The organism is Stenotrophomonas sp. AC248 (assembly GCF_979258185.1).
Genome location: NZ_OZ409840.1, coordinates 1,192,420 through 1,211,918, shown reverse-complemented (window position 1 = coordinate 1,211,918; position 19,499 = coordinate 1,192,420). Strand labels below are relative to the sequence as shown.

The window sequence follows — 19,499 nt, the reverse complement described above, 5'->3', positions numbered from 1 at the left end:
GCAGCTTCATGACGCCGGACGGATGCATCTGGTTGCCGGCCAGCGGCCGGCAGCTTCATGACGCCGGACGGATGTACCTGGTTGCCGGCCAGCGGCCGGCACCACCGGGATTTCCTCGGGCGCCATTACCGCGTTGTGTGCAAAGGATCGCCATGTTTCATCAGACCGATGTCCGCGTGTTGCAGCCGGGGCTTACGCCGTTTCCCGTCGATGTGTTCGCGCCCGACCAGCCCTGGCTGGCCGACCACCTGCTGCCGTTGATCGGCATCGACCTGGGCCTGCTGCGGCCGGAACTGGCTGGTAGCGTGGTCACGCTGCTGTGCCCGATCGAGCCGTACGAAGGCTGCCTGGGCGATGGCACCGAGGCGCACCACAACGCGTTCACCGGCAGCAACTGGCTGGCCTTCGAACTGCAGGCCGACAACCGGCTGCGCTTCCTCGGCAACGAAGGCTATTTCCAGCGCGCGCCGCAGAACAGCGATGCGCTGCCAGTGGATGAGGACCTGCGTGAGCACGCCGCGGAAATGCAGGACAGCCATGCCGCAGCCCGTGCGTATTTTCAGCAGCACGGCATGCTGGTCAGCGGCGTGGACGTCGATGACGATGACGAAGAACCGCAGCAGCAGGCCTACCTGGACAACCTGGGCGGCCCGTTCTGGCACGGCAACTGGACCGACTACAGCACGATCCCGTCGGCATTCCGGATCGAAGACCTGGCCGGCACCACTCAGCGCGGCACCCTGCACTTCCGCAACGAAAGCGCACACCTGCCGGACGACGGCATCCGCATCACGCGCGACGGCGAGCCGTTCTTCCACGTCGCCGATGTCGCGTCCTACAACTGGTGCGCCGGCGGCGCCGACGCGATCCTGATGTTCTACGAGCCGCGCAGCCGGACGGTGTTGTTCACCTTCGACTGGTCGTGACAGACCGCGCCGTGGTCGTGAACGGCAGCCGCTGAACGCCTCACGGCGCCGTCTTGCGGACCTGCAACACGCCATCCACCTTGCGCCCATCTTCAAGACTGAGCCGCAACGGCAACGCGGCGCCCTCCTTCAGGGTCACCTCGGGCTGCATCAGCATCAGATGCAGGCCACCGGGTTTGAGTTCGACCGTAGCGCCCGCCGCAATCGGCAACCGCTCCACCTCGCGCATGCGGCTGATGCCCTCCACCAGGGTCGTTTCGTGCAGCGACACATCGCCGAAGGCCTTGCTGCCGGCGCCGACCACCACCACCGTACTGCGGCAGTCGTTGCGGATCGTGCCGTAGCCGGCCGCCATCGGCATCGGCCCCGGCGGCAGCCGTACCCAGCCCTCGCGCACCGACACGCAGGCCGGCTCGGCAGCGACGGCCGATGTTGCGAGCGCACACAGGCCCAACAATACGCACACGAATGGTTTGGTTATCATCGCCTCAGTTTCCCGTCCGCAACGAGATCGCAGCATGACGACGCTTATCGAGGTGATCAACCATGGCCCCATCCGCGAACTGCGGCTGGCGCGGCCGCCGGTCAACGCGCTGGACACCGAGTTGTGCCGCCACCTGATCCACGCGATCAACCAGGCCATGGCCGATGACGCGCACGGCATCGTGCTGTCGGGCAGCGCGCGCATCTTCAGCGCCGGCATGGACGTGCCGCACCTGCTCGGCCATGGCGAGGACAGGCATAAGCTGCTCGACAGCTGGCAGGCCTTCTTCGGCGCAGTGCGCACCCTGGCCGAATGCCGGGTACCGGTGGTGGCCGCGCTGACCGGGCATGCGCCGGCCGGCGGCTGCGTGCTGGCGCTGTGCTGCGATTACCGGATTCTGGCGCGCAGCCCGGACCCGGCCCAGCCAACCGTGATCGGCCTGAACGAGGTCCAGGTGGGGCTGGTGGCCCCCGAAGGCATCCAGCGCCTGATGCGCCGCGTGGTCGGCCATCACCGCGCCACCCAGCTGCTGGTGGGCGGGGAGATGGTGCCGGCTGAGCGTGCGCTGGAAATCGGGCTGGTGGACGAACTGGCCGACGCCGCCCAGGTGGTGCCGCGCGCGGTGGCGTGGCTGCAGCGCCTGCTCAAGCTGCCCCGCCAGCCGATGCTGCTGACCCGCGCCATCGCCCGCGCCGACCTGCACGAAGCCCTGCACGCCGACCTGATCCAGCTCGACCGCTTCGTCGAGGCCTGGTACGCCCCGGACGCCCAGCAGGCGCTGCAGCAGCTGGCAGCCCGACTCGGCAAGGCCTGACCCGGTAGTGCCGGCCGCTGGCCGGCAACCACGCACTCCTTTGATCGTTCATTGCCTGGTTGCCGGCCATGGGCCGGCACTACCTTATAATTCGGGCTTGCCCCCTGCAGGTTGCTTCCCTTGTCCGACACGCACGAACCCGTCGTCTCCGAGCTGATCGACCTGCTCACGCTCGAGCGCCTGGAAGACAACCTGTTCCGCGGCCAGAGCCGCGACATCGGGACCAAGTACGTGTTTGGCGGCCAGGTGCTGGGCCAGGCGCTGTCGGCCGCGCAGGCCACCGTGGACAACGGTCGCCACGTGCATTCGCTGCATGCCTACTTCCTGCGCGCGGGCAACATCGACCACCCCATCGTCTATGACGTGGACCGCACCCGCGACGGCGGCAGTTTTTCGGTGCGCCGGGTCACCGCGATCCAGCACGGCAAGGTGATCTTCTTCTGCGCGGCCTCCTTCCAGCAGGCCGAACAGGGCGCTGAGCACCAGCACAAGATGCCCGAAGTGCCGCAGCCGGAAGACATCGAACCCAACCGCCCGCTGCCGCCGGAGGTGCTCGAACGCCTGCCGATCAAGGTGCAGCGCTGGCTGTCGCGCGGCGGCCCGTTCGAGTTCCGCCACGTGTACCCGCGCGACGAACTCAACCCGCCCAAGCGCCCGCCCTACCACCAGGTCTGGCTGCGCCTGAATGAAAAAGTGGGCGATGCGCCGGAGCTGCACCAGGCGCTGCTGGCCTATGCCTCGGACTTCCACCTGCTGGGCACGGCGACCTTCCCGCACGGCATCAGCTACTACCAGCCGCACGTACAGATGGCCTCGCTCGACCACGCGATCTGGTTCCACCGCCCGTTCCGCGCCGACGACTGGCTGCTGTACTCGCTGGACAGCCCCAGCGCGCAGGATTCACGCGGACTGGCCCGTGGCCAGTTCTTCACCCGCGATGGCCTGCTGGTGGCGAGCACCGCGCAGGAAGGCCTGATCCGCGTGGTACCCGACAGCGCCGCGGCGGCCGCCGTTCCGGCCAAGGACTGACATGAGACAGATTTTCAACAGCCAGCGCGTGGAAACCGTGGAAGGCGTGGCCCAGCTGCTGCGCGATGCCGGCATCGAGGTGCGCATCACCAACGGCCGTTCGTACCACAGCAAGCGCGGCAGCCAGTTCAGCTATCTGGATACCAGCAAGGCCACCACCCATCCCACGCTCTGGGTGGTGCATGCCAATGACCAGCCGCGTGCGCGCGAGATCCTGCGCGACGCGCGCCTGCTGGAAACCACGCGGCGCGACCACCCCACCGCCGAGTTCGCCTTCCGCGACCAGGTGGGCGAGGTGGCCCCGCGCCGCAACTGGGCCTGGCGCATCCGCATCGGCCTGCTGCTGGTGATTGCCGCCGTGGCGATGGTGGTGGTGATGCGCCACCGCAACGCCCCACCGGTGGCCCCGACCCCCGCCGTACAGCAGGCCCCGGCCGCAGCCCCGGCCCAGCCCGCGCCCCCGGAAGAAGAGGAAGTGCGGGTACGGATCCAACCGGCGAAGTAACCGGCAATGCCGGGCGCTGCCCGGCCGCCCCGTAGAGCCGGGCTCTGCCCGGCTGCCCGTACGGCCGGCTCCACGTAGAGCCGGGCTCTGCCCGGCTGCCCGACAGCCCGCCCACGTAGAGCCGGGCTCTGCCCGGCTGCCCGTACGGCCTGCCCCATGCAGAGCCGGCCAGCGGCCGGCACTACCGGGCACAAGCAACCGGCCCCTACCCCGTCACATTCTTTCGCGGCCATCGTCATACTCGGATCACCTCCGGAAATTCCGCCATGACGCCCCTGCTGACCGCCACCCTGGAACGCGAACTGCCCGCGGCCGCCTCCGGCTGCACCCAGTCGTACGGGCGCATCGTGCTGGCCTGCCAGAACACCGTCACCGCGATCGCCCTGGCGATCACCCGCGACGTGCAGGCCAGCGAGGACATTGCGCAGGAGGCCTTCATCAAGGCCTGGCAGCAGCTCAACCAGCTGAGCAATCCGTCCAGCTTCCTGCCGTGGCTGCGCCAGATCACCCGCAACCTGGCCCGCGACTGGCTGCGCGCCAACCGAGGCCGCCCGCTGTCCGGCGAAGCGGCCGAGATCGCGATCAGCATGGCCGCCGACCCCGGCCCGACCGCACCGGAGCGCCTGCAGCGGGTGGAAGAGGAACTGGCGGCCGAAGAGATCATTTCGGCCCTGCCCGAAGACGCCCGCGAAACCCTGCTGCTGTACTACCGCGAGGGCCAGCGCTCGCAGCAGGTGGCCGACCTGCTGGGGCTCAGCGATGCCGCTGTGCGCAAGCGCCTGTCGCGCGCCCGTGCCAGCGTGCGCGAAGAGATGCTGCGCCGTTTCGGCGATTTCGCGCGCAGCAGCGCTCCCAGCGCCGCGTTCGCCACCACCCTGGCCTCGGCGCTGATGATCGCCGCGCCCGGCACCGCCAGTGCCGCGATCCTGCTCGGCACCGGGCTGGGCACCGGCAAGCTCGGCCTGGGCGGGGCCACGGTCTCCGGCGGCACGGCCCTGGGCTCGCTCAGCGCGGCGTTCAGCCAGAATGCGGCACCGGGCGAGATGCTGAGCCTGGGGGCGGCCATCGGCGGCCTGGTCGGCGGCATGCTGGGCAGCTATCTCGGCGGGCGCTACCTGCTGTCGTATGCCGAATCGTCCGGCGAACGCGAACAGATCCGCCGGTTCGTGGTGCTCAGCAGCGTCACCGCGATGGTGATGTGCCTGTCGGTGTTGATGCTGAGCGTGCTGGAAGCGCCGGTCTGGATGCTGTTGTCGGCGATGGCGCTTGGCATGGCCGCGGTCAACTACCAGTGCCTGTACCCGCTGCAGAAGGTGATGGCGCCCATGCTGGCGCGCGATGCGGCGCGCCACGGCCGCAATGGGCCTAGCTGGGCCTATCAGCTGATGTACGGCCGCTGGGCGATCGTGCTGGTGACCCTGGGCGTGGCCGCACTGGTGCTGTACAGCCTGGTGCGCACCGGGCGGCTCTGAACGAAAAACGGGCGCCGGTCGATGACCGGCGCCCGTGCGTAGTACAGCGGGGGCTTACTTGGCCGCCGGCGCCTTCGGCGGCATCGGCGGCTTGCCATCGCGGTGGCCGCCACGCGGGCCACCCATCGGGCCCTTGGCCGCGTCGAACTCGGCCTTGCTCAGCTGCCCGTCCTTGTTGGTGTCAGCGGCGGCGAACCACGCATCGCGGTGCTGCTTCCGGCCCAGCTCGCGGTCGGCCTTGTCCAGGTAGCCGTCCTTGTTGACGTCCATCTGATCGAAGCGCGCGGCCAGGCGCGGATCGGCCTTGGCTTCCTCGCGGCTGATGCGGCCGTCCTTGTTGGTGTCCAGCTTGGCCATCATCTCGCCACGGCCACCCGGGCCGCGGCCATGCCGCTTGCCGTGCCAACGCGGCAGTTCGTCGCGCGACAGTTTGCCGTCCTTGTTCTTGTCCAGCGTGTCGAACTGCGCGGCCAGACGCGGCGCCTTAGCGGCTTCGGCACGGTCGATGACGCCATCGCCATTGGTGTCCAGCTTGGCGCGCGGCGGCGCACCGGCCGGGGGCGGAACATCAGCAGCCATGGCCAGGCCGGCGGCGCCGGTGGACAGCAGCAGGGCCAGCAGCAGAAGGGGTTTGCGATTGCGCATGGGTCACTCCGGTAGGGGAAATCGGCGTGCGGTGCATCGGCACCCACGCCTACAACAACGCGCGGCCGCCGGCGGCGTTGACAGCCCCGCCGGTCATGTTCATCTGGCGGACAGTCGCGCCGGCTGCGACGCCCCGGCGCTATGCTGTGGGCATGGCAATGCATGGCGACCGCGACGACGAGCTGCGACTGTTCCAGACCGGTGACCACCCCTGTGGTTACTGGCCGGAACGGGCCGCGCGCGACCTGGTACTGGACCCGCACGATGCGCGGCTGGGCACGCTGTACCCGATGGCGCTGAGCTGGGGTTTCCGGCGCTCCGGCGACCTGGTGTACCGGCCGCACTGCGCCAACTGCCACGCCTGTGTGTCGGTGCGCATTCCGGTGGCACGCTTCGCGCCGGACCGCAGCCAGCGCCGCTGCCTGGCCCGCAACGCGGACCTGGAGGTGCGGATCGTGGCGGCCGAGCAGACCGAAGAGCAGTTCGCGCTCTACCACCGCTACCTCACCCACCGCCACGCGCAGGGCGGCATGGACGGGCACGGGCCGCACGAGTTCGACCAGTTCCTGATCGGGCAATGGGCACAGGGCCGCTTCATGGAACTGCGCGCGCCCGGCCAGCCCGGCAGGCGCGGCGATCTGCTGGGCGTGGCGGTCACCGATGTCACCCCGCAGGGGCTGTCGGCGGTGTACACTTTCTTCGACCCCGAGCATGCGCACCGCAGCCTGGGCACGTTCGCGATCCTGCAGCAGATTGCCTGGGCCCGGCGCGAGCAGCTGCCGCACCTGTACCTGGGCTACTGGATCCGCGACCACCGCAAGATGGATTACAAGCGCCGCTTCCGTCCGCTGGAGGCCTACGACGGGCGCCGCTGGCACGAATTCGACGACGCCCGGGAAGGGCGCTGACTGACCCAGCAATGCAATGCGCGCCGGTGCAGAATAGGCGCATGAAAGCCCATCCCCTGATCCTCGCCCTGGCCCTGCTGTGCAGCGCCTGCGCCCAGACACCCGCCAAGACCGCCATGCAGGAAGCCGCCACCGAACCGCTGCGGATTGCCACCTACAACACCTCGTTGTACAGCGACGAGACCGGCGGGCTGATCGCCGAGCTGGAAGGCGACAGCGAGCACGCCCGCAAGATCGCCGCGGTGCTGCAGCAGGTCCGCCCGGACCTGGTGCTGCTCAACGAGTTCGACTACGACGACGCGCACCGCGCCGCCGACCTGTTCCAGCAGCGCTACCTGGAAACCGCCCAGCCCGGCGGCGGCAAGCCGCTGCACTACGCCTACCGCTACCTGGCGCCGGTCAACACCGGCGTGCAGAGCGGTCTGGACCTGGACAACAACGGCCAGATCGGCGGCGATGGCCGCGCCCGTGGCAACGACGCCTGGGGCTACGGACTGCACCCGGGCCAGTACGGCATGCTGGTGCTGTCGCGCTACCCGATCGACGAGGCCAAGGTGCGCAGCTTCCAGCTGCTGAAGTGGAGCACGATGCCCGGCGCGCTGCGCCCGATCGACCCGCGCACCGGCAAATCCTTCTACAACGACCATGTCTGGTCGCAGCTGCGGCTGTCGTCCAAGTCGCATTGGGACGTCCCGGTGACCACGCCCAATGGCGTGGTGCATGCGCTGGTGTCCCACCCCACCCCGCCGGTGTTCGACGGCCCGGAGAAGCGCAACGCGGCGCGCAACCACGACGAGCTGCGGCTGTGGCAGGACTACCTCAAGGACCGCGACACCTCGTGGCTGTGCGATGACCGTGGCCACTGCGGCGGCCTCCCGCAGGACGCGCGCTTCGTGATCCTCGGCGACCTCAACAACGACCCGGTCGATGGCGATGGCCGCCACGAAGCAATCGTCGAACTGATCGAAAACCCCCGCGTCCTGCGCTACCCCACCCCGCGCAGCGTCGGCGCGGAGCAGACCAGCCTGGCGTATGCGGAGAAGGGCATCGTCCGCAAGGGCGCGCCGTTCCATGCCACCGGCGATTTCGGCCCGAAGTCGGGCACGATGCGGCTGGACTACGTCCTGCCCTCGGTCGGCTTCAACTACATCGGCAGCGGCGTGTTCTGGCCGGCCAACGAAAGCCCGGACGCGAAGATCGCCGATGGCAGCGACCACCATCTGGTGTGGGTGGACGTGCGTTGACAAAAGCGTACCGACCAACGGTCGGTACCTACCGGTAATCCATCCCCGCGATAGGCGACGACGGTTGGTCGTCGCCCCCGTTCGATCACCGCAATTCGATCCCGATCGCTTCCGCCGCCTCACGCGCGATCTTCCGCGCGGCATCGATGTCTTCGCCACGCGCCAGGGTCACGCCCACGCGGCGGTGCCCATGCACGCTCGGCTTGCCGAACAGGCGCAGCGCCGAATCCGGCTGCACCAGCGCTTCGGCCACGTTGCTGAAGAACGGCACGCCTTCGCCGTGGGCCAGCATCGCGCACGAGGCCGACGGACCGTTCTGGCGTATCAGCGGGATCGGCAGGCCCAGGATCGCGCGTGCATGCAGGGCAAATTCGCTCAGCTCCTGCGATGCGAGCGTCACCAGCCCGGTGTCATGCGGGCGCGGCGACACTTCGCTGAACCACACCTCGTCGCCCTTCACGAACAGCTCCACGCCGAACAGGCCCCAGCCACCGAGGTCGTCGGTGATCGCCTGCGAGATTTCCTCGGCACGCGCCAGCGCGCGCGGCGACATCGGCTGCGGCTGCCAGCTTTCGCGGTAGTCGCCGTCCTTCTGCCAGTGCCCGATCGGTGCGCAGAACGACGTCCCGCCCGCATGCCGCACGGTCAGCAGGGTGATTTCGTACTCGAAGTCGATGAAGCCTTCCACGATGCAGCGCCCGGCACCGGCACGGCCGCCGGTCTGCGCGTACTCCCAGGCCGGGGCGATGTCGGCCTCGCTGCGCAGCGTGCTCTGTCCCTTGCCCGAGGACGACATCACCGGCTTGACCACGCACGGCAGGCCGATCGCGGCCACCGCGGCGCGGTACTCGGCCTCCGTATCCACGAACCGGTACGGCGAGGTCGGCAGGCCCAGGGTTTCAGCGGCCAGCCGGCGGATGCCTTCGCGGTCCATCGTGAGGCGGGCGGCGCGCGCGGTCGGAATCACCCGCAGGCCGCTTTCCTGCTCCAGCTGGACCAGGGTTTCGGTGTGGATGGCTTCGATTTCCGGCACTACCAGGTGCGGCTGCTCCAGGGCGATCAGCGCGCGCAGCGCCATCGCGTCCAGCATGTCGATCACGTGCGAGCGGTGCGCCACCTGCATGGCCGGCGCATCGGCATAGCGGTCGGCGGCAATCACCTCCACGCCCAGGCGCTGCAGCTCGATGGCGACCTCCTTGCCCAGTTCACCGGAGCCCAGCAGCAGGACGCGGGTGGCGGAGGGAGACAACGGCGTGCCGAGCGTGGACATGGCGGTATTCCGGGGCAACAGGGTGGGAGCGCATTTTAAGGCTTCCTCGCGGGCGAAACCGGGCACTTGCAACCTGATATCAATTTGATATCGTTTCAGTCAACCACCCAAGGACGCCCCGCCATGAAAGAGATGCCCACCCGTTCCCTGTCCGGCCTGCCGTTCCTGCTCGGGGTACTGGTCCTGCTGGGGCTGTCCGCGTGGCTGTTCATCGCAGGCGCGCGCACGCTTCCGGTGTCGCCCGGCCTGATGTTGGGCGGCGTCGCGCTGGCGATCGTGGCCATGCTCAGCCTGACCGGCCTGTACACGGTGCAGCCCAACCAGGCCGTGGTGCTGAGCCTGTTCGGCAAGTACGTGGGCACGGTCAAGGACAACGGCCTGCGCTGGAACAACCCGTTCTTCAGCAAGAAGAAGGTCAGCCAGCGCGTGCGCAACTTCGAAAGCGGCAAGCTCAAGGTCAACGAACTGGACGGCAGCCCGATCGAAATCGCCGCGGTGATCGTCTGGCAAGTGGTGGACGCCTCCGAGGCGGTCTACAACGTGGATGACTACGAGAGCTTCGTGCACATCCAGTCCGAATCGGCGCTGCGCGCGATGGCCACCAGCTACCCCTACGACCAGCACGAGGAAGGCCAGCTGTCGCTGCGCAGCCACGCCGCCGAGATTTCCCAGCACCTCAAGGACGAACTGGCCGAGCGCCTGGCCGATGCCGGTGTGCAGGTCATCGATGCGCGCATCAGCCACCTGGCCTACGCACCGGAAATCGCGCAGGCGATGTTGCAGCGCCAGCAGGCCAACGCTGTGATCGCCGCGCGCACGCGGATCGTCGCCGGCGCGGTGGGCATGGTGGAAATGGCGCTGGCCGAGCTGCAGAAGAACGGCGTGGTGCAGCTGGATGAAGAGCGCAAGGCGCACATGGTCAGCAACCTGCTGGTGGTGCTGTGCTCGGACCGCGGCACCCAGCCCGTGGTCAACGCCGGCTCGTTGTACTGAGCCATGAGCGAGAAGAAAGCCTACCCGCTGCGGATCAACGCCGACATCCTGGCGGCGTTGCAGCGCTGGGCCGATGACGAACTGCGCAGTGCCAATGCGCAGATCGAGTACGTCCTGCGCGATGCACTGCGCAAGGCTGGACGCCTTCCCAAACCCGAGTCGAGCAAGGAGAGCAAGGAATGAGCAAGCGCTGGAGCTACCTGACTGTCGAAGTAAAGCCGTCGTGGACCGGGGTGAAGTCCGATGAGCTGCAGACCGAACTCAACCGCCACGGCCAACTCGGCTGGGAGCTGGTGAACGTGCTGCAGACCCAGCCGATGGGCGTGGCGGTGCTGATGTTCAAGAAGGAGGTCTGAGGTGGTCGCCCTGCTTTGGCGCGGTGCTGCACTGCTGTTGTCCACGCTGGCCTTTGCCGCCTCGGCCGCCACGCCACCCCAGGAGGTGGCTACCCGGCTGCTCGACCATCTGCAGGCCGGTGACGGTGCCGCCGCCGTGGCGATGTTCACCCCGGAAATGGCCAAGGCCGCCCCCGCGCCCGGCTTGCTGGCCCTGTGGCAATCGTTCGGCGAACCCCGTGGCCGCGGCGCAGCGGAGGTCATCTCCACGAGCCACCGCCCCGACGTGGTGACGCAACCGCTGCAGTTTGCCGCCGGCACCATTGCGGCCACCGTGGTGGTAGACGACCAGGGCCGTATCGCCGGGCTGCTTTTCAAGCCCGCCGCGCCTGCCGCCGCGCCGCCGGTACCGGCCGATGCCCCCTACGCCGAAGTGCCGCTGGACGTGGTGACCGCCACGGGCACCCTGCCCGGCACGCTGGCCCGGCCGCAGGGCGACGGCCCCGTGCGCGCGGTGGTGCTGGTACACGGCTCCGGACCACAGGACCGGGATGAAACCATCGGTGCCAACCGTCCGTTCCTGGACGTGGCGCGCGGCTTGGCCGCGCAGGGCATCGCGGTGCTGCGCTACGAAAAGCGCAGCCGCGTGCGGCCGCAGGATTTCAGCGGCAACCGCTACACCGTGGACGATGAGACCACCCACGACGCCATCGCCGCCGTAGCGACGCTGGCCGCCCAGCGCGGGATCGATCCGCGCCATGTCTACGTCATGGGGCACAGCCAGGGCGGGATGCTGGCGCCGCGCATCGCCGCGCAATCGGGCAAGGTGGCCGGGCTGATCCTGTGGGCGGCACCGGCCCGGTCGCTGCTGACCCTGCTGCCCGAACAGAACCGCTATCTGCTCGGGCTGGACGGCCAGATCAGCGCCGACGAACACGTGTTCCTGGACACGCTGGACCGCCAGATCGCCGCGGCCCGCAGTGATGCCGACGTGGCCCCGGCCGACCTGCCGCTGCGCATGCCGGCCCACTACTGGCGCACATTCGAGGCGATCGATCCGGTCGCCGATGCCCGGGCGTCGCCGCTGCCGATGCTGTTGCTGCAGGGCGGCCGTGACTTCCAGGTGGTGGAGACCGATTGGCAGCTGTGGCAGCGCGGCCTGGCCCGCCAGCGCCAGGTCAGCTTCAAGCACTACCCGCCGTTGAACCACCTCGGCATCGCCGGCGAAGGACCGGGGTCGCTGCAGGAGTACAGCCGGCCGGGCCACGTGCTGCCGGCGCTGATCGACGATGTCGCCGCGTGGATAGCGGCGCAGCCATGAGTGTGGCGCGCGCGACCGACACCGCCTTTGCCGTGGCTCCGGCCCCGATCTGGCGCCTGCTGTGGCTGTGGGTGCCGATGCTGGCCGTGGCGGCGGTGATCGTGGCCACCACGCTGCAGTCGGCCCAGCGCACCCCGCACGAACTGGGCCTGACGCTGCCGTTCCTGGCGGTGCTCACGGCGGTGCTGAGCGCGGCGTTCTTCCGCCGCCGCATCCACCTGCAGGGTCGCGAACTGGAGGTGGTGTCCACGTTCTATCGCAAGCGGGTGGCGGTGGACGCCCTGCAGCTGGACCAGGCGCGGGTGGTGGACCTGGCCGAGCATGGCAGCCTCAAGCCGATGGTGAAGACCAACGGCTACGGCATGCCCGGCTTCCTGTCCGGGCACTACCGCATGCGTGACCGGCGCAAGGCGTTCTGCCTGCTCACCGATGCCAGCCGCGTTCTGTATCTGCCGCTGCGCGATGGCAGCGTGCTGGTGCTCAGCCCGGAAAAGCCCCGCGACCTGTTGGCGGCCCTGCAGGCGCTGGCCGCGCCTGGGCGCACGCACTAAGCTTGTCGCATGCGCCGCGCCCCTGCCCTGCTGATCAACACCGCCGACATCGAACTGTGGCCCGGCGGCCTGCTGCGCGCACGCAGCAACGCCGACGCGCGCGCGCTGGCCCAGGCGCGCTGGGTACTGCGGCGCAAGCGCGATGGCCGCTATCTCGCTGTTGCCACCGCACACGGCGTGCTGCCCCTGGTGCCGCGCCTGATGCGTGAGGACGGGATTGAAGCCGCGCTCGACGCGCTGGACCAGCAGGCGCTGGCCCCTGCCCGTCGCGCGGCGGCCGACAGCACGCTGCTGCCACTGAGCGGCCTGCAGCAGCGGCTGGCGCAGCTGGAGATCGATGCAGACGGCTATGAAGCCGCTACCGGGCTGGCGCTGGAGGCCGAGCCGGCGCAGCTGCACCTGGCTGGGTTCGATCGCTACCGGCGCCCCCTGTGGTTGCGCCGATCTGCCGCACGCGGCTGGCAGCGCCTGCAGCTGGCGGCCGCCGCCGAGGGCGTCGCGCTGGATGCGATCTCCGGTTACCGCAGCCATGCCTATCAACTGGGCATTTTCGAGCGCAAGCGCGCGCGCGGGCTGGCCGTGGCCGACATCCTCCAGGTCAATGCCGCCCCCGGCTACAGCGAACACCACAGCGGTTTCGCGCTGGATATCGGCACGCCCGGCGAACCGCCGGCCGAAGAGAGTTTCGAACACACCGCCGCGTTTGCGTGGCTGCAGGACAATGCGGGGCGGTTCGGCTTCCAGCTGAGCTACCCGCGCGACAACACGCACGGCATCGTTTACGAGCCTTGGCACTGGTGCTGGCGTGCTGGAAGCCCGGTGGGCTGAGTCGTATGCCCGGCTGCGCTGGGCTGGCATGGCCGCGTAGCGCCGGGCTCTGCCCGGCTGCACTTGGGCTGGGATGGCGTTCCCGCGTAGAGCCGGGCTCTGCCCGGCTGCTTTTTTGCTGGCGTGGCGTTGCCGGGCAGCGCCCGGCACTACGAGGTTGCGTTGCCGGGCAGAGCCCGGCGCTACGGGATCTTGCGTTGCCGGGCAGAGCCCGGCACTACCGGTTGGTCTAGTCCTGCGAGCGGTTGGTTGTTTCTTTGGCGTCCGCGCTGAAATCGGCGATGCGCCACAGGTACAGGCTGGCGTAGGTGCGGTACGGGCCCCACTTCTCGCCGCGCGCCTGCAGTTCCTTCGGGGTGGGCATGGTCTCGGCCTTGTCCACGCGCTGGGCGCCCTTGCGGATGCCCAGGTCGTCGATGGGCAGGATGTCCGGGCGGCCCAGGCGGAACATCAGCATCATTTCCACAGTCCAGCGGCCGATGCCGCGGATCGGCACCAGCGCGTCGATGATCGCGTCGTGCCCCATCACCGACATCCGGCGCAGGTCGGGAATCTGGCCGTCGGCTTCGCGCCGGGCCAGGTCGCGCAGCGCCAGTGCCTTGTTGCCCGATACCCCGCAGGTGCGCAACGCGGCGTCGTCGATGCGGCCCAGCGTATCGGCATGCAGGCGCTGGCTGCCAATGGCTACCTCTACCCGCCCTACGATGGTCGAGGCGGCCTTGCCGCTGAGCTGCTGGAACAGGATCGCGCGCGCCAGCGCATCGACCGGGTCGAAGCGCTTGGCCCAGCCGGGCTGGGCATCAATCGGACCCAGCCGTTTCATCCACGTGCCCAGGCGGCGGTCGCGTCGGCTCAGCCAGGCGTGTGCCTCCGCTACGTCGAAGCCGCGAGCGAAGCGTGGCATGTCAGCGGCGCAGCGCGTTCAGGCCGTACGCCAGCCAGCCCAGCATCAGTGCGGTGCCGCCGACCGGCGCCAACTGCGTACTGAGCTTCCACAACGCCCCAGCCACCAGGCTGCCGGAGAACAGCAGCGTGCCGATCAGCAGCACATACAGCGCCAGCTTGCCGAGGCTGTTCTGCTGGGTGGGCCCGAGGACCGCCAGGGCCACCCCGTGGCCGAACGCATACAGCGCGGCGGTGGTCACGTGCGACTGTGCCAACGGGTCGGCGATGCCATGTGAGGCGTAGGCCGACAGGCCCACGGCGGTGGCGGCCAGCAGGCCGCCGAAGCAGGCCAGCAGGGAGGGTTTGCGTGCGCGTCGTTCCAGGTTGAGCATGCGGGCATCCTTCGATGAATGCTCCGCGGGCGGAGCAAAAAAACGCGCCGCAGGAAGCGGCGCGTTTTTCGTCGTGCGTTACATCACCGGTGACCGTCGGATTACTTGACGGCCCAGTAGATGTCGTACGTGCCTTCCGGCGTGAACGACTTGTCCACGCCGTCCTTCCAGGACTCGTACGGACGGTCGATCACTTCGTTGCCGTTGGTCACCGACCACGCACGCAGGGCGTTGCGGGCGATGTCCAGGCCAGCCATGTGGCCGGTGTAGGCCGCGTGGGCCGAACGGTGCGGAGCGACGTGCACGTACTTCACCGGGGCACCGGCGTCGATCTTGACGGTCAGGGCATCAGCAGCAGCACCCTGGGTGCCCTTCTTCTTGACCGGCTGGGCCACGTCGAAGGCGTACTTCTCGGCGCCGAAATCGGTGGTGATGATGCGGAACGGACCGGCGGCTTCGAGGTCATTGGCCTCCATCACGCGCTTGATCCACTCCTGGTTGTCCTTGATGGACTTGGTGATGGTCTCCTGGCCGCGATCGACGTTGCCGGCGGTGACCACCAGCAGGTCTTCAACCGGGACGTCCACGATGGCCAGATCGGTCAGCGGGGCTTCGGCGGTGCGGTAGTCGATGTTGGGCACGGTGGCCAGCATGTTGGCCATGCGCGACAGACCCAGCTTCAGGTCGTCACCGACGTGACGGCTGACATACAGACCCGCGTAACGGCCAAACAGGTTGAAGCCGTACTTGATGCTGTAGTCCTGGGTGATCTTGACGTTGCGGCCACCCTTGCCGGTCGGCTCCAGGGTGAAGCTGGTCTTCTTGTCGTGGCCCTTGGTCGGGTCCTCGATGGCGATGGACACCAGCTTGTTCTTCTCCGACTCGGTGATCTCCCAGCTGCCCTGGCCCAACGAGCTTTCCTTGGAAGAATAATCCAGACGTGCGCCAACGCCGGCAGCAGGGCCGGAGAGCTTCAGTTCAACGGCGGGATCGCGCAGTACGAGCGGGTTCCAGTCCTTGAAGCGGCGCAGGCTGTTGACCGTGTCGAACACGATCGTCATCTTGCGGTTGGTCTCGATGCTTTCGGAAATATGGCGCTCGCCCGGCAGACATACGCCAATGATGACGAACAGGCCAGCCACGATCCCCAAGGCGATCAGGAACTCGATAATACGGGTCATTCAGAAGTCTCCGGGGCCGATCCCACGGCCGGGTTGATTGAAGCGAAGCGCCAATCCTAGCAGGCTTCGCGGGTGTTGTAGATCAGGATTGGCGCACCGGTTTCCATGCCGGCAGCGGTTTTGCATAGACAAGGAGCGGAACGATAACGTATCGCGCGTGTCAGCACGTAGCGGTTCGGGAATATTTCTTTGCCGGATTCGGCCGAATGGGCCGTTTCTCGGCGCGCAGCCCTTGTGGCACAAGGGATCCGGCGCATATTCAGGATATTGCACAAAGACCACCGGCAACGGCTCGCCGGTGGCCCTGGCGCGGTCTCAGACCAGTTGCAGCTCGAAGGCCTTCAATACCGCGCGGGTGCGGTCGCGGACGCCCAGCTTGGACAGGATGTTGGACACGTGGTTCTTGATCGTGCCCTCGGCCACGCCCAGTGAATTGGCGATCTCCTTGTTGGAGAAACCGCTGGCCATCAGCCGCAGGATCTCGGTCTCGCGGTCGGTCAGCGGGTCCGGCCGGTCCAGGCTGACGAACTCATTGCGCATGTGCTCCAGCCCGGACAGCAGCCGCTGGGTCACCGCCGGCTGCACCAGCGAACCGCCGTCTGCCACGGTGCGGATCGCGCCCACCAGCTGTTCCAGGGTGACGTCCTTGAGCAGGTAGCCCTTGGCACCGGCCTTGAGCCCGGCCAGCACCAGCTGGTCGTCGTCGAAGGTGGTCAGGATGATGGTCGGCGGCAGCTGGCCCAGCCGGGACAGCATCTGCAGCGCCTCCAGCCCGGACATCACCGGCATGCGCATGTCCATCAGCACCACGTCCGGACGGATCTGCGGGACCACCTCGACCGCCTGGCGGCCGTCGGCGGCCTCGGCGACCACTTCTATCCCGTCGTCGAGCGCCAACAGCGAGCGGATCCCCTGCCGCACCAGGGTTTGGTCGTCGACCAGGCAGACGCGAATCATCAACGAACTCCTCAAGTAACGGGGGCCAGCATCAGCACTGGCGCGCCGGGAACCGAGGCGCGCAGGCGGAAGCCCTGACCCCGGCGGGTTTCAATCTGCAGCTCACCGCCACATTGATACAAGCGTTCACGCATGCCGCGCAGGCCATTGCCGACCACGATGCCGTCCGCGCCCACCCCGTCATCATGCGCCTGAATGACCACTTCGCCGCCACTTTCGCGCCGGACCTGGATCCACAGGTTGCGCGCGTTGGCGTGGCGCACCGCGTTGGTGATGATTTCCTGGGTGCAGCGCAGCAGCACATGGGCGCGCTCGGGGTCTTCGACGTTCAGCGGTTCGGCGATGTCCAGGTGGATGGCCAGCGACGGCACCTGTTCGGTGAGCGGGCGCAGCGCGGCGGCCAGGTCGATGGCGCCACTGTCGCGGATCTGGCTGACCGCCTCGCGCACGTCGGTGAGCAGCAGCTTGGCCAGGGTATGGGCCTGGTGCACATGCTCCTGGGCCTGGCCGTCGGTGAGGTGGCCGGCCACTTCCAGGTTCAGGCTGAGCGCGGTGAGGTGGTGGCCCAGCAGGTCGTGCAGTTCCCGCGAGATGCGGGTGCGCTCGTTGACCCGGGCGCTCTCGGCCAGCAGCACGCGGGTGGCACGCAGCTCCGTGTTGAGCCGGCGCTGTTCTTCACGGGCGTCGGTCTGCTGCCGCGCGACCAGGCTGGTCACGAAGATGAACATGGAGAACCCGCCATACAGCAGCGACTGCATCAGCGCCTCGAACAGCGGCATGCGCAGGATCAGGTAGTACACCGGCAGCACCGCCAGCTGGCTGAGCAACAGCCACAGGACCCCGCCGCGCACCTGCAGCATCCAGGGGATGACCCCGGCGGCCACCATCATCAGGATGCTGCCCAGGCCCGACCCGCTCAGGTAGCTCACGCCCAGCGCCGAGGTGGTGAGCAGCAGCAGCACCACCCGGTCGTACCAGGCCGAATGGCCGCCGCCATCGCGCAGGCCGCGGGTCAGCCAGAAGTAGCAGGCGCCGAAGGTGAGGTAGGCGGTGAACAGCCAGACCGCCCAGCTGTCCAGGCCGTCGCCACGGTGGCGCAGCAGCGACTCGTATTGGGAATAGACCACGGGCAGGCCGACCATGACCCAGGTGAACAGGCCGGCCAGTCGCAGTACTCGGGTTTGGCTCAGGTATCCCAACATGGACGCATCTTAGGCTGAACCTGCGCCCCTGCACTCCCACATAAGTCATGGGCGGCGATTCGCCCGGGCCCGCCACCCGTGCAATAATCCGATGAGGGTCCCTTGATGGACCAACCGCGTTACCCCACGGAGTCACAATGTCGATTGTCATCCGCGACGTGCGCGAGCACGAGCTCGATTCCGTCCTGGCCCTGAACAACAACGCCGGCCTGGCCATCCTGCCGCTGGATGCCGCCCGCCTGCGCCTGTTCTATGAAACCGCTGAGTATTTCCGCGTCGCCGAGCGCGACGGCAACCTGGCCGGCTTTTTGATCGGCTTCGGCAGCGACAGCCAGCACGACAGCAGCAACTTCGCCTGGTTCCAGCAGCAGCTGGACAGCAAATTCTTCTATATCGACCGCATCGTGGTCGCCAGCCGCCGTCGCGGCGGTGGCGTCGGCCGTGCGTTCTATGCCGATGCACAGAGCTACGCCGAGCTGCGCTACCCGCAGATGACCTGCGAGGTGTTCCTGGACCACGGCGCCGACGCGGCGCTGCTGTTCCATGGCAGCTTCGGCTTCCGCGAGGTCGGGCAGAACAACATGGCCCACGTCGACGTGCGCGCCAGCATGCTGCTCAAGGACCTGTGCAGTTACCAGTGGGTACACGCTACCTACGGCGACCAGCTGCCCGACGTGCCCTGGGTGGGCCATCGTCGCGAGCCGCTGCGTGCGCACCGGCCGACGGGGACCTGAGGTGGCGGCGAACATGGATTTTGAACAGGCCGGTGAACTGAAGATCGGCCAGGTGGGGATTGCCAACCTGCGCATCCGCACCTTGGATGTGGAACGCCTCACCCGCGAGATGCACGACCGCGTGGCGCGTGCGCCGAAGCTGTTCGGGCGCGCCGCGGTGATCCTGGATTTCGGCGGGCTCAGCCAGATCCCGGACGTGGCCACGGCCAAGGCACTGCTGGATGGGCTGCGCAGCGCCGGCGTGCTGCCGGTGGCGCTGGCCTACGGCACCACCGAGACCGAGCTGCTCTCGCAGCAGCTGGGGCTGCCGTTGCTGGCCAAGTTCCGCGCGCAGTACGAACGCGCCGAGCTGGACGCGGTCCCGGTCGCCCCGCCGCCGCCCGCCCCCGCCCCTGCGCCTGCGCCTGCGCCGGAACCGGCACGGCGTGCACGCGCGGCCACGCCGGCCGCCGTACCTGCCACCCCGGCCAAGGCACCGCAGCCGGGCCGCATGCAGACCAGCAACGTGCGCTCGGGCCAGCAGCTGTACGCAGAGAACTGCGACCTGACGGTGATGGCCACGGTGGGCGCCGGGGCCGAGGTGATCGCCGATGGCAGCATCCATATCTACGGTACGCTGCGGGGCCGTGCCCTGGCCGGTGCCCAAGGCAACACCACGGCACGTATCTTCTGCCGTGAATTCCATGCTGAACTGGTCGCCATTGCCGGCCATTACAAGGTACTGGACGATGTTCCGGACACGCTGCGCGGCAAGGCCGTGCAGGTGTGGCTGGAGCAGGACCAGATCAAGATCGCGGCGCTGGACTGATCCGGCGCCCAACCA

The 19,499-nt window shown here is 68.3% G+C and carries 23 protein-coding genes; 15 read left to right on the top strand and 8 right to left on the bottom strand.

From position 1 onward, the window contains the following. The first annotated feature begins 152 nt into the window (after positions 1–152). Positions 153–926 (top strand): enolase, encoded by a 774-nt coding sequence (locus ACZ0AE_RS05615; protein ID WP_463600583.1) that lies wholly within the window; start codon positions 153–155, stop codon positions 924–926. Positions 927–966: 40 nt separating this feature from the next. Here ACZ0AE_RS05615 and ACZ0AE_RS05610 read toward each other — a convergent pair whose 3' ends face one another. After that, positions 967–1,410, bottom strand: coding sequence for a copper chaperone PCu(A)C (locus ACZ0AE_RS05610; RefSeq protein WP_463602063.1), 444 nt, complete (start codon positions 1,408–1,410; stop codon positions 967–969). A gap of 34 nt (positions 1,411–1,444) precedes the next feature. Between ACZ0AE_RS05610 and ACZ0AE_RS05605 the strand changes: the two genes are divergently transcribed. The 4 genes from ACZ0AE_RS05605 (at position 1,445) to ACZ0AE_RS05590 (ending at position 5,230) form a co-directional block, all read left to right on the top strand. Continuing rightward, positions 1,445–2,224 carry an enoyl-CoA hydratase/isomerase family protein gene (locus tag ACZ0AE_RS05605; RefSeq protein ID WP_038689700.1) on the top strand — a complete coding sequence of 260 codons (780 nt, stop codon included), beginning with the start codon at positions 1,445–1,447 and terminating at the stop codon, positions 2,222–2,224. A gap of 120 nt (positions 2,225–2,344) precedes the next feature. Continuing rightward, a complete protein-coding gene (gene tesB / locus ACZ0AE_RS05600) occupies positions 2,345–3,253 on the top strand; it encodes an acyl-CoA thioesterase II (RefSeq protein ID WP_038689702.1) in 909 nt (302 codons plus the stop codon). A gap of 1 nt (position 3,254) precedes the next feature. Continuing rightward, positions 3,255–3,758, top strand: coding sequence for a putative signal transducing protein (locus ACZ0AE_RS05595; RefSeq protein ID WP_463600582.1), 504 nt, complete (start codon positions 3,255–3,257; stop codon positions 3,756–3,758). 266 nt (positions 3,759–4,024) lie between these two features. Further along, entirely contained in the window at positions 4,025–5,230 is a 1,206-nt protein-coding gene (locus ACZ0AE_RS05590; RefSeq protein WP_038689706.1) for an RNA polymerase sigma factor, read from the top strand. 54 nt (positions 5,231–5,284) lie between these two features. Here the strand turns inward: ACZ0AE_RS05590 and ACZ0AE_RS05585 are convergent, their stop codons facing one another. Then, complete coding sequence (locus ACZ0AE_RS05585) at positions 5,285–5,875, bottom strand: EF-hand domain-containing protein (protein WP_463600581.1); 591 nt, start codon at positions 5,873–5,875, stop codon at positions 5,285–5,287. Between the two features lie 152 nt (positions 5,876–6,027). On the opposite strand from ACZ0AE_RS05585, the gene ACZ0AE_RS05580 reads away from it, so the two are divergent. Continuing rightward, positions 6,028–6,783, top strand: a complete 756-nt coding sequence (locus tag ACZ0AE_RS05580) for an arginyltransferase (RefSeq protein WP_463600580.1) — start codon at positions 6,028–6,030, stop codon at positions 6,781–6,783. Between the two features lie 41 nt (positions 6,784–6,824). Continuing rightward, positions 6,825–8,027: an endonuclease/exonuclease/phosphatase family protein gene (locus tag ACZ0AE_RS05575; RefSeq protein ID WP_463600579.1), complete on the top strand. Its 1,203-nt coding sequence runs from the start codon at positions 6,825–6,827 to the stop codon at positions 8,025–8,027. Between the two features lie 85 nt (positions 8,028–8,112). Here the strand turns inward: ACZ0AE_RS05575 and purT are convergent, their stop codons facing one another. Continuing rightward, positions 8,113–9,297: a formate-dependent phosphoribosylglycinamide formyltransferase gene (purT, locus tag ACZ0AE_RS05570; RefSeq protein WP_463600578.1), complete on the bottom strand. Its 1,185-nt coding sequence runs from the start codon at positions 9,295–9,297 to the stop codon at positions 8,113–8,115. Positions 9,298–9,420: 123 nt separating this feature from the next. Here purT and ACZ0AE_RS05565 point away from each other — a divergent pair, with 123 nt between their 5' ends. The 6 genes from ACZ0AE_RS05565 to ACZ0AE_RS05540 are packed head-to-tail and all read left to right on the top strand — an operon-like array spanning position 9,421 to position 13,325. Further along, positions 9,421–10,290, top strand: coding sequence for an SPFH domain-containing protein (locus ACZ0AE_RS05565; protein WP_448133232.1), 870 nt, complete (start codon positions 9,421–9,423; stop codon positions 10,288–10,290). Between the two features lie 3 nt (positions 10,291–10,293). Next, entirely contained in the window at positions 10,294–10,473 is a 180-nt protein-coding gene (locus tag ACZ0AE_RS05560) for a type II toxin-antitoxin system antitoxin (protein WP_038689718.1), read from the top strand. Beyond that, complete coding sequence (locus tag ACZ0AE_RS05555; protein ID WP_081797247.1) at positions 10,470–10,646, top strand: DUF4177 domain-containing protein; 177 nt, start codon at positions 10,470–10,472, stop codon at positions 10,644–10,646. Before ACZ0AE_RS05560 ends, ACZ0AE_RS05555 begins: the two co-directional genes overlap by 4 nt. Before the next feature lies 1 nt (position 10,647). Next, positions 10,648–11,946 carry an alpha/beta hydrolase gene (locus tag ACZ0AE_RS05550; RefSeq protein WP_463600577.1) on the top strand — a complete coding sequence of 433 codons (1,299 nt, stop codon included), beginning with the start codon at positions 10,648–10,650 and terminating at the stop codon, positions 11,944–11,946. After that, the gene (locus ACZ0AE_RS05545; protein WP_463600576.1) at positions 11,943–12,497 is read left to right on the top strand and encodes a PH domain-containing protein; all 555 of its coding nucleotides are present in this window, start codon (positions 11,943–11,945) and stop codon (positions 12,495–12,497) included. The genes ACZ0AE_RS05550 and ACZ0AE_RS05545 overlap by 4 nt, the downstream gene beginning before the upstream one ends. A 9-nt stretch (positions 12,498–12,506) precedes the next feature. Next, the gene (locus tag ACZ0AE_RS05540; protein ID WP_463600575.1) at positions 12,507–13,325 is read left to right on the top strand and encodes a M15 family metallopeptidase; all 819 of its coding nucleotides are present in this window, start codon (positions 12,507–12,509) and stop codon (positions 13,323–13,325) included. A 229-nt stretch (positions 13,326–13,554) separates the two neighbouring features. Here ACZ0AE_RS05540 and ACZ0AE_RS05535 read toward each other — a convergent pair whose 3' ends face one another. From ACZ0AE_RS05535 to ACZ0AE_RS05515, 5 genes are all read right to left on the bottom strand, one after another. After that, complete coding sequence (locus tag ACZ0AE_RS05535) at positions 13,555–14,229, bottom strand: DNA-3-methyladenine glycosylase family protein (protein ID WP_448133229.1); 675 nt, start codon at positions 14,227–14,229, stop codon at positions 13,555–13,557. Between the two features lies 1 nt (position 14,230). Beyond that, the gene (locus ACZ0AE_RS05530; RefSeq protein ID WP_038689728.1) at positions 14,231–14,602 is read right to left on the bottom strand and encodes a DUF423 domain-containing protein; all 372 of its coding nucleotides are present in this window, start codon (positions 14,600–14,602) and stop codon (positions 14,231–14,233) included. Positions 14,603–14,703: 101 nt separating this feature from the next. After that, positions 14,704–15,783: a polyketide cyclase gene (locus tag ACZ0AE_RS05525; RefSeq protein WP_038689730.1), complete on the bottom strand. Its 1,080-nt coding sequence runs from the start codon at positions 15,781–15,783 to the stop codon at positions 14,704–14,706. 315 nt (positions 15,784–16,098) lie between these two features. After that, positions 16,099–16,740 carry a response regulator gene (locus ACZ0AE_RS05520; protein ID WP_038689731.1) on the bottom strand — a complete coding sequence of 214 codons (642 nt, stop codon included), beginning with the start codon at positions 16,738–16,740 and terminating at the stop codon, positions 16,099–16,101. An 11-nt stretch (positions 16,741–16,751) separates the two neighbouring features. Next, positions 16,752–17,942 (bottom strand): sensor histidine kinase, encoded by a 1,191-nt coding sequence (locus ACZ0AE_RS05515; protein WP_038689733.1) that lies wholly within the window; start codon positions 17,940–17,942, stop codon positions 16,752–16,754. A 137-nt stretch (positions 17,943–18,079) separates the two neighbouring features. Here ACZ0AE_RS05515 and ACZ0AE_RS05510 point away from each other — a divergent pair, with 137 nt between their 5' ends. Continuing rightward, entirely contained in the window at positions 18,080–18,676 is a 597-nt protein-coding gene (locus ACZ0AE_RS05510; protein WP_038689735.1) for a GNAT family N-acetyltransferase, read from the top strand. Positions 18,677–18,689: 13 nt separating this feature from the next. Beyond that, a complete protein-coding gene (gene minC, locus ACZ0AE_RS05505) occupies positions 18,690–19,484 on the top strand; it encodes a septum site-determining protein MinC (protein ID WP_463600574.1) in 795 nt (264 codons plus the stop codon). Positions 19,485–19,499 lie beyond the last annotated feature (15 nt).

Coding starts and splice junctions, on each gene's coding strand:
- ACZ0AE_RS05590 (WP_038689706.1), top strand. CDS start 4,025: ATGACGCCCCTGCTGACCGCCACCCTGGAACGCGAACTGCCCGCGGCC.
- ACZ0AE_RS05595 (WP_463600582.1), top strand. CDS start 3,255: ATGAGACAGATTTTCAACAGCCAGCGCGTGGAAACCGTGGAAGGCGTG.
- ACZ0AE_RS05515 (WP_038689733.1), bottom strand. CDS start 17,942: ATGTTGGGATACCTGAGCCAAACCCGAGTACTGCGACTGGCCGGCCTG.
- ACZ0AE_RS05585 (WP_463600581.1), bottom strand. CDS start 5,875: ATGCGCAATCGCAAACCCCTTCTGCTGCTGGCCCTGCTGCTGTCCACC.
- ACZ0AE_RS05520 (WP_038689731.1), bottom strand. CDS start 16,740: ATGATTCGCGTCTGCCTGGTCGACGACCAAACCCTGGTGCGGCAGGGG.
- ACZ0AE_RS05615 (WP_463600583.1), top strand. CDS start 153: ATGTTTCATCAGACCGATGTCCGCGTGTTGCAGCCGGGGCTTACGCCG.
- ACZ0AE_RS05605 (WP_038689700.1), top strand. CDS start 1,445: ATGACGACGCTTATCGAGGTGATCAACCATGGCCCCATCCGCGAACTG.
- ACZ0AE_RS05540 (WP_463600575.1), top strand. CDS start 12,507: ATGCGCCGCGCCCCTGCCCTGCTGATCAACACCGCCGACATCGAACTG.
- purT (WP_463600578.1), bottom strand. CDS start 9,297: ATGTCCACGCTCGGCACGCCGTTGTCTCCCTCCGCCACCCGCGTCCTG.
- ACZ0AE_RS05560 (WP_038689718.1), top strand. CDS start 10,294: ATGAGCGAGAAGAAAGCCTACCCGCTGCGGATCAACGCCGACATCCTG.
- ACZ0AE_RS05575 (WP_463600579.1), top strand. CDS start 6,825: ATGAAAGCCCATCCCCTGATCCTCGCCCTGGCCCTGCTGTGCAGCGCC.
- minC (WP_463600574.1), top strand. CDS start 18,690: ATGGATTTTGAACAGGCCGGTGAACTGAAGATCGGCCAGGTGGGGATT.
- ACZ0AE_RS05535 (WP_448133229.1), bottom strand. CDS start 14,229: ATGCCACGCTTCGCTCGCGGCTTCGACGTAGCGGAGGCACACGCCTGG.
- ACZ0AE_RS05530 (WP_038689728.1), bottom strand. CDS start 14,602: ATGCTCAACCTGGAACGACGCGCACGCAAACCCTCCCTGCTGGCCTGC.
- ACZ0AE_RS05580 (WP_463600580.1), top strand. CDS start 6,028: ATGGCAATGCATGGCGACCGCGACGACGAGCTGCGACTGTTCCAGACC.
- ACZ0AE_RS05555 (WP_081797247.1), top strand. CDS start 10,470: ATGAGCAAGCGCTGGAGCTACCTGACTGTCGAAGTAAAGCCGTCGTGG.
- ACZ0AE_RS05610 (WP_463602063.1), bottom strand. CDS start 1,410: ATGATAACCAAACCATTCGTGTGCGTATTGTTGGGCCTGTGTGCGCTC.
- ACZ0AE_RS05525 (WP_038689730.1), bottom strand. CDS start 15,783: ATGACCCGTATTATCGAGTTCCTGATCGCCTTGGGGATCGTGGCTGGC.
- ACZ0AE_RS05510 (WP_038689735.1), top strand. CDS start 18,080: ATGTCGATTGTCATCCGCGACGTGCGCGAGCACGAGCTCGATTCCGTC.
- ACZ0AE_RS05545 (WP_463600576.1), top strand. CDS start 11,943: ATGAGTGTGGCGCGCGCGACCGACACCGCCTTTGCCGTGGCTCCGGCC.
- ACZ0AE_RS05565 (WP_448133232.1), top strand. CDS start 9,421: ATGAAAGAGATGCCCACCCGTTCCCTGTCCGGCCTGCCGTTCCTGCTC.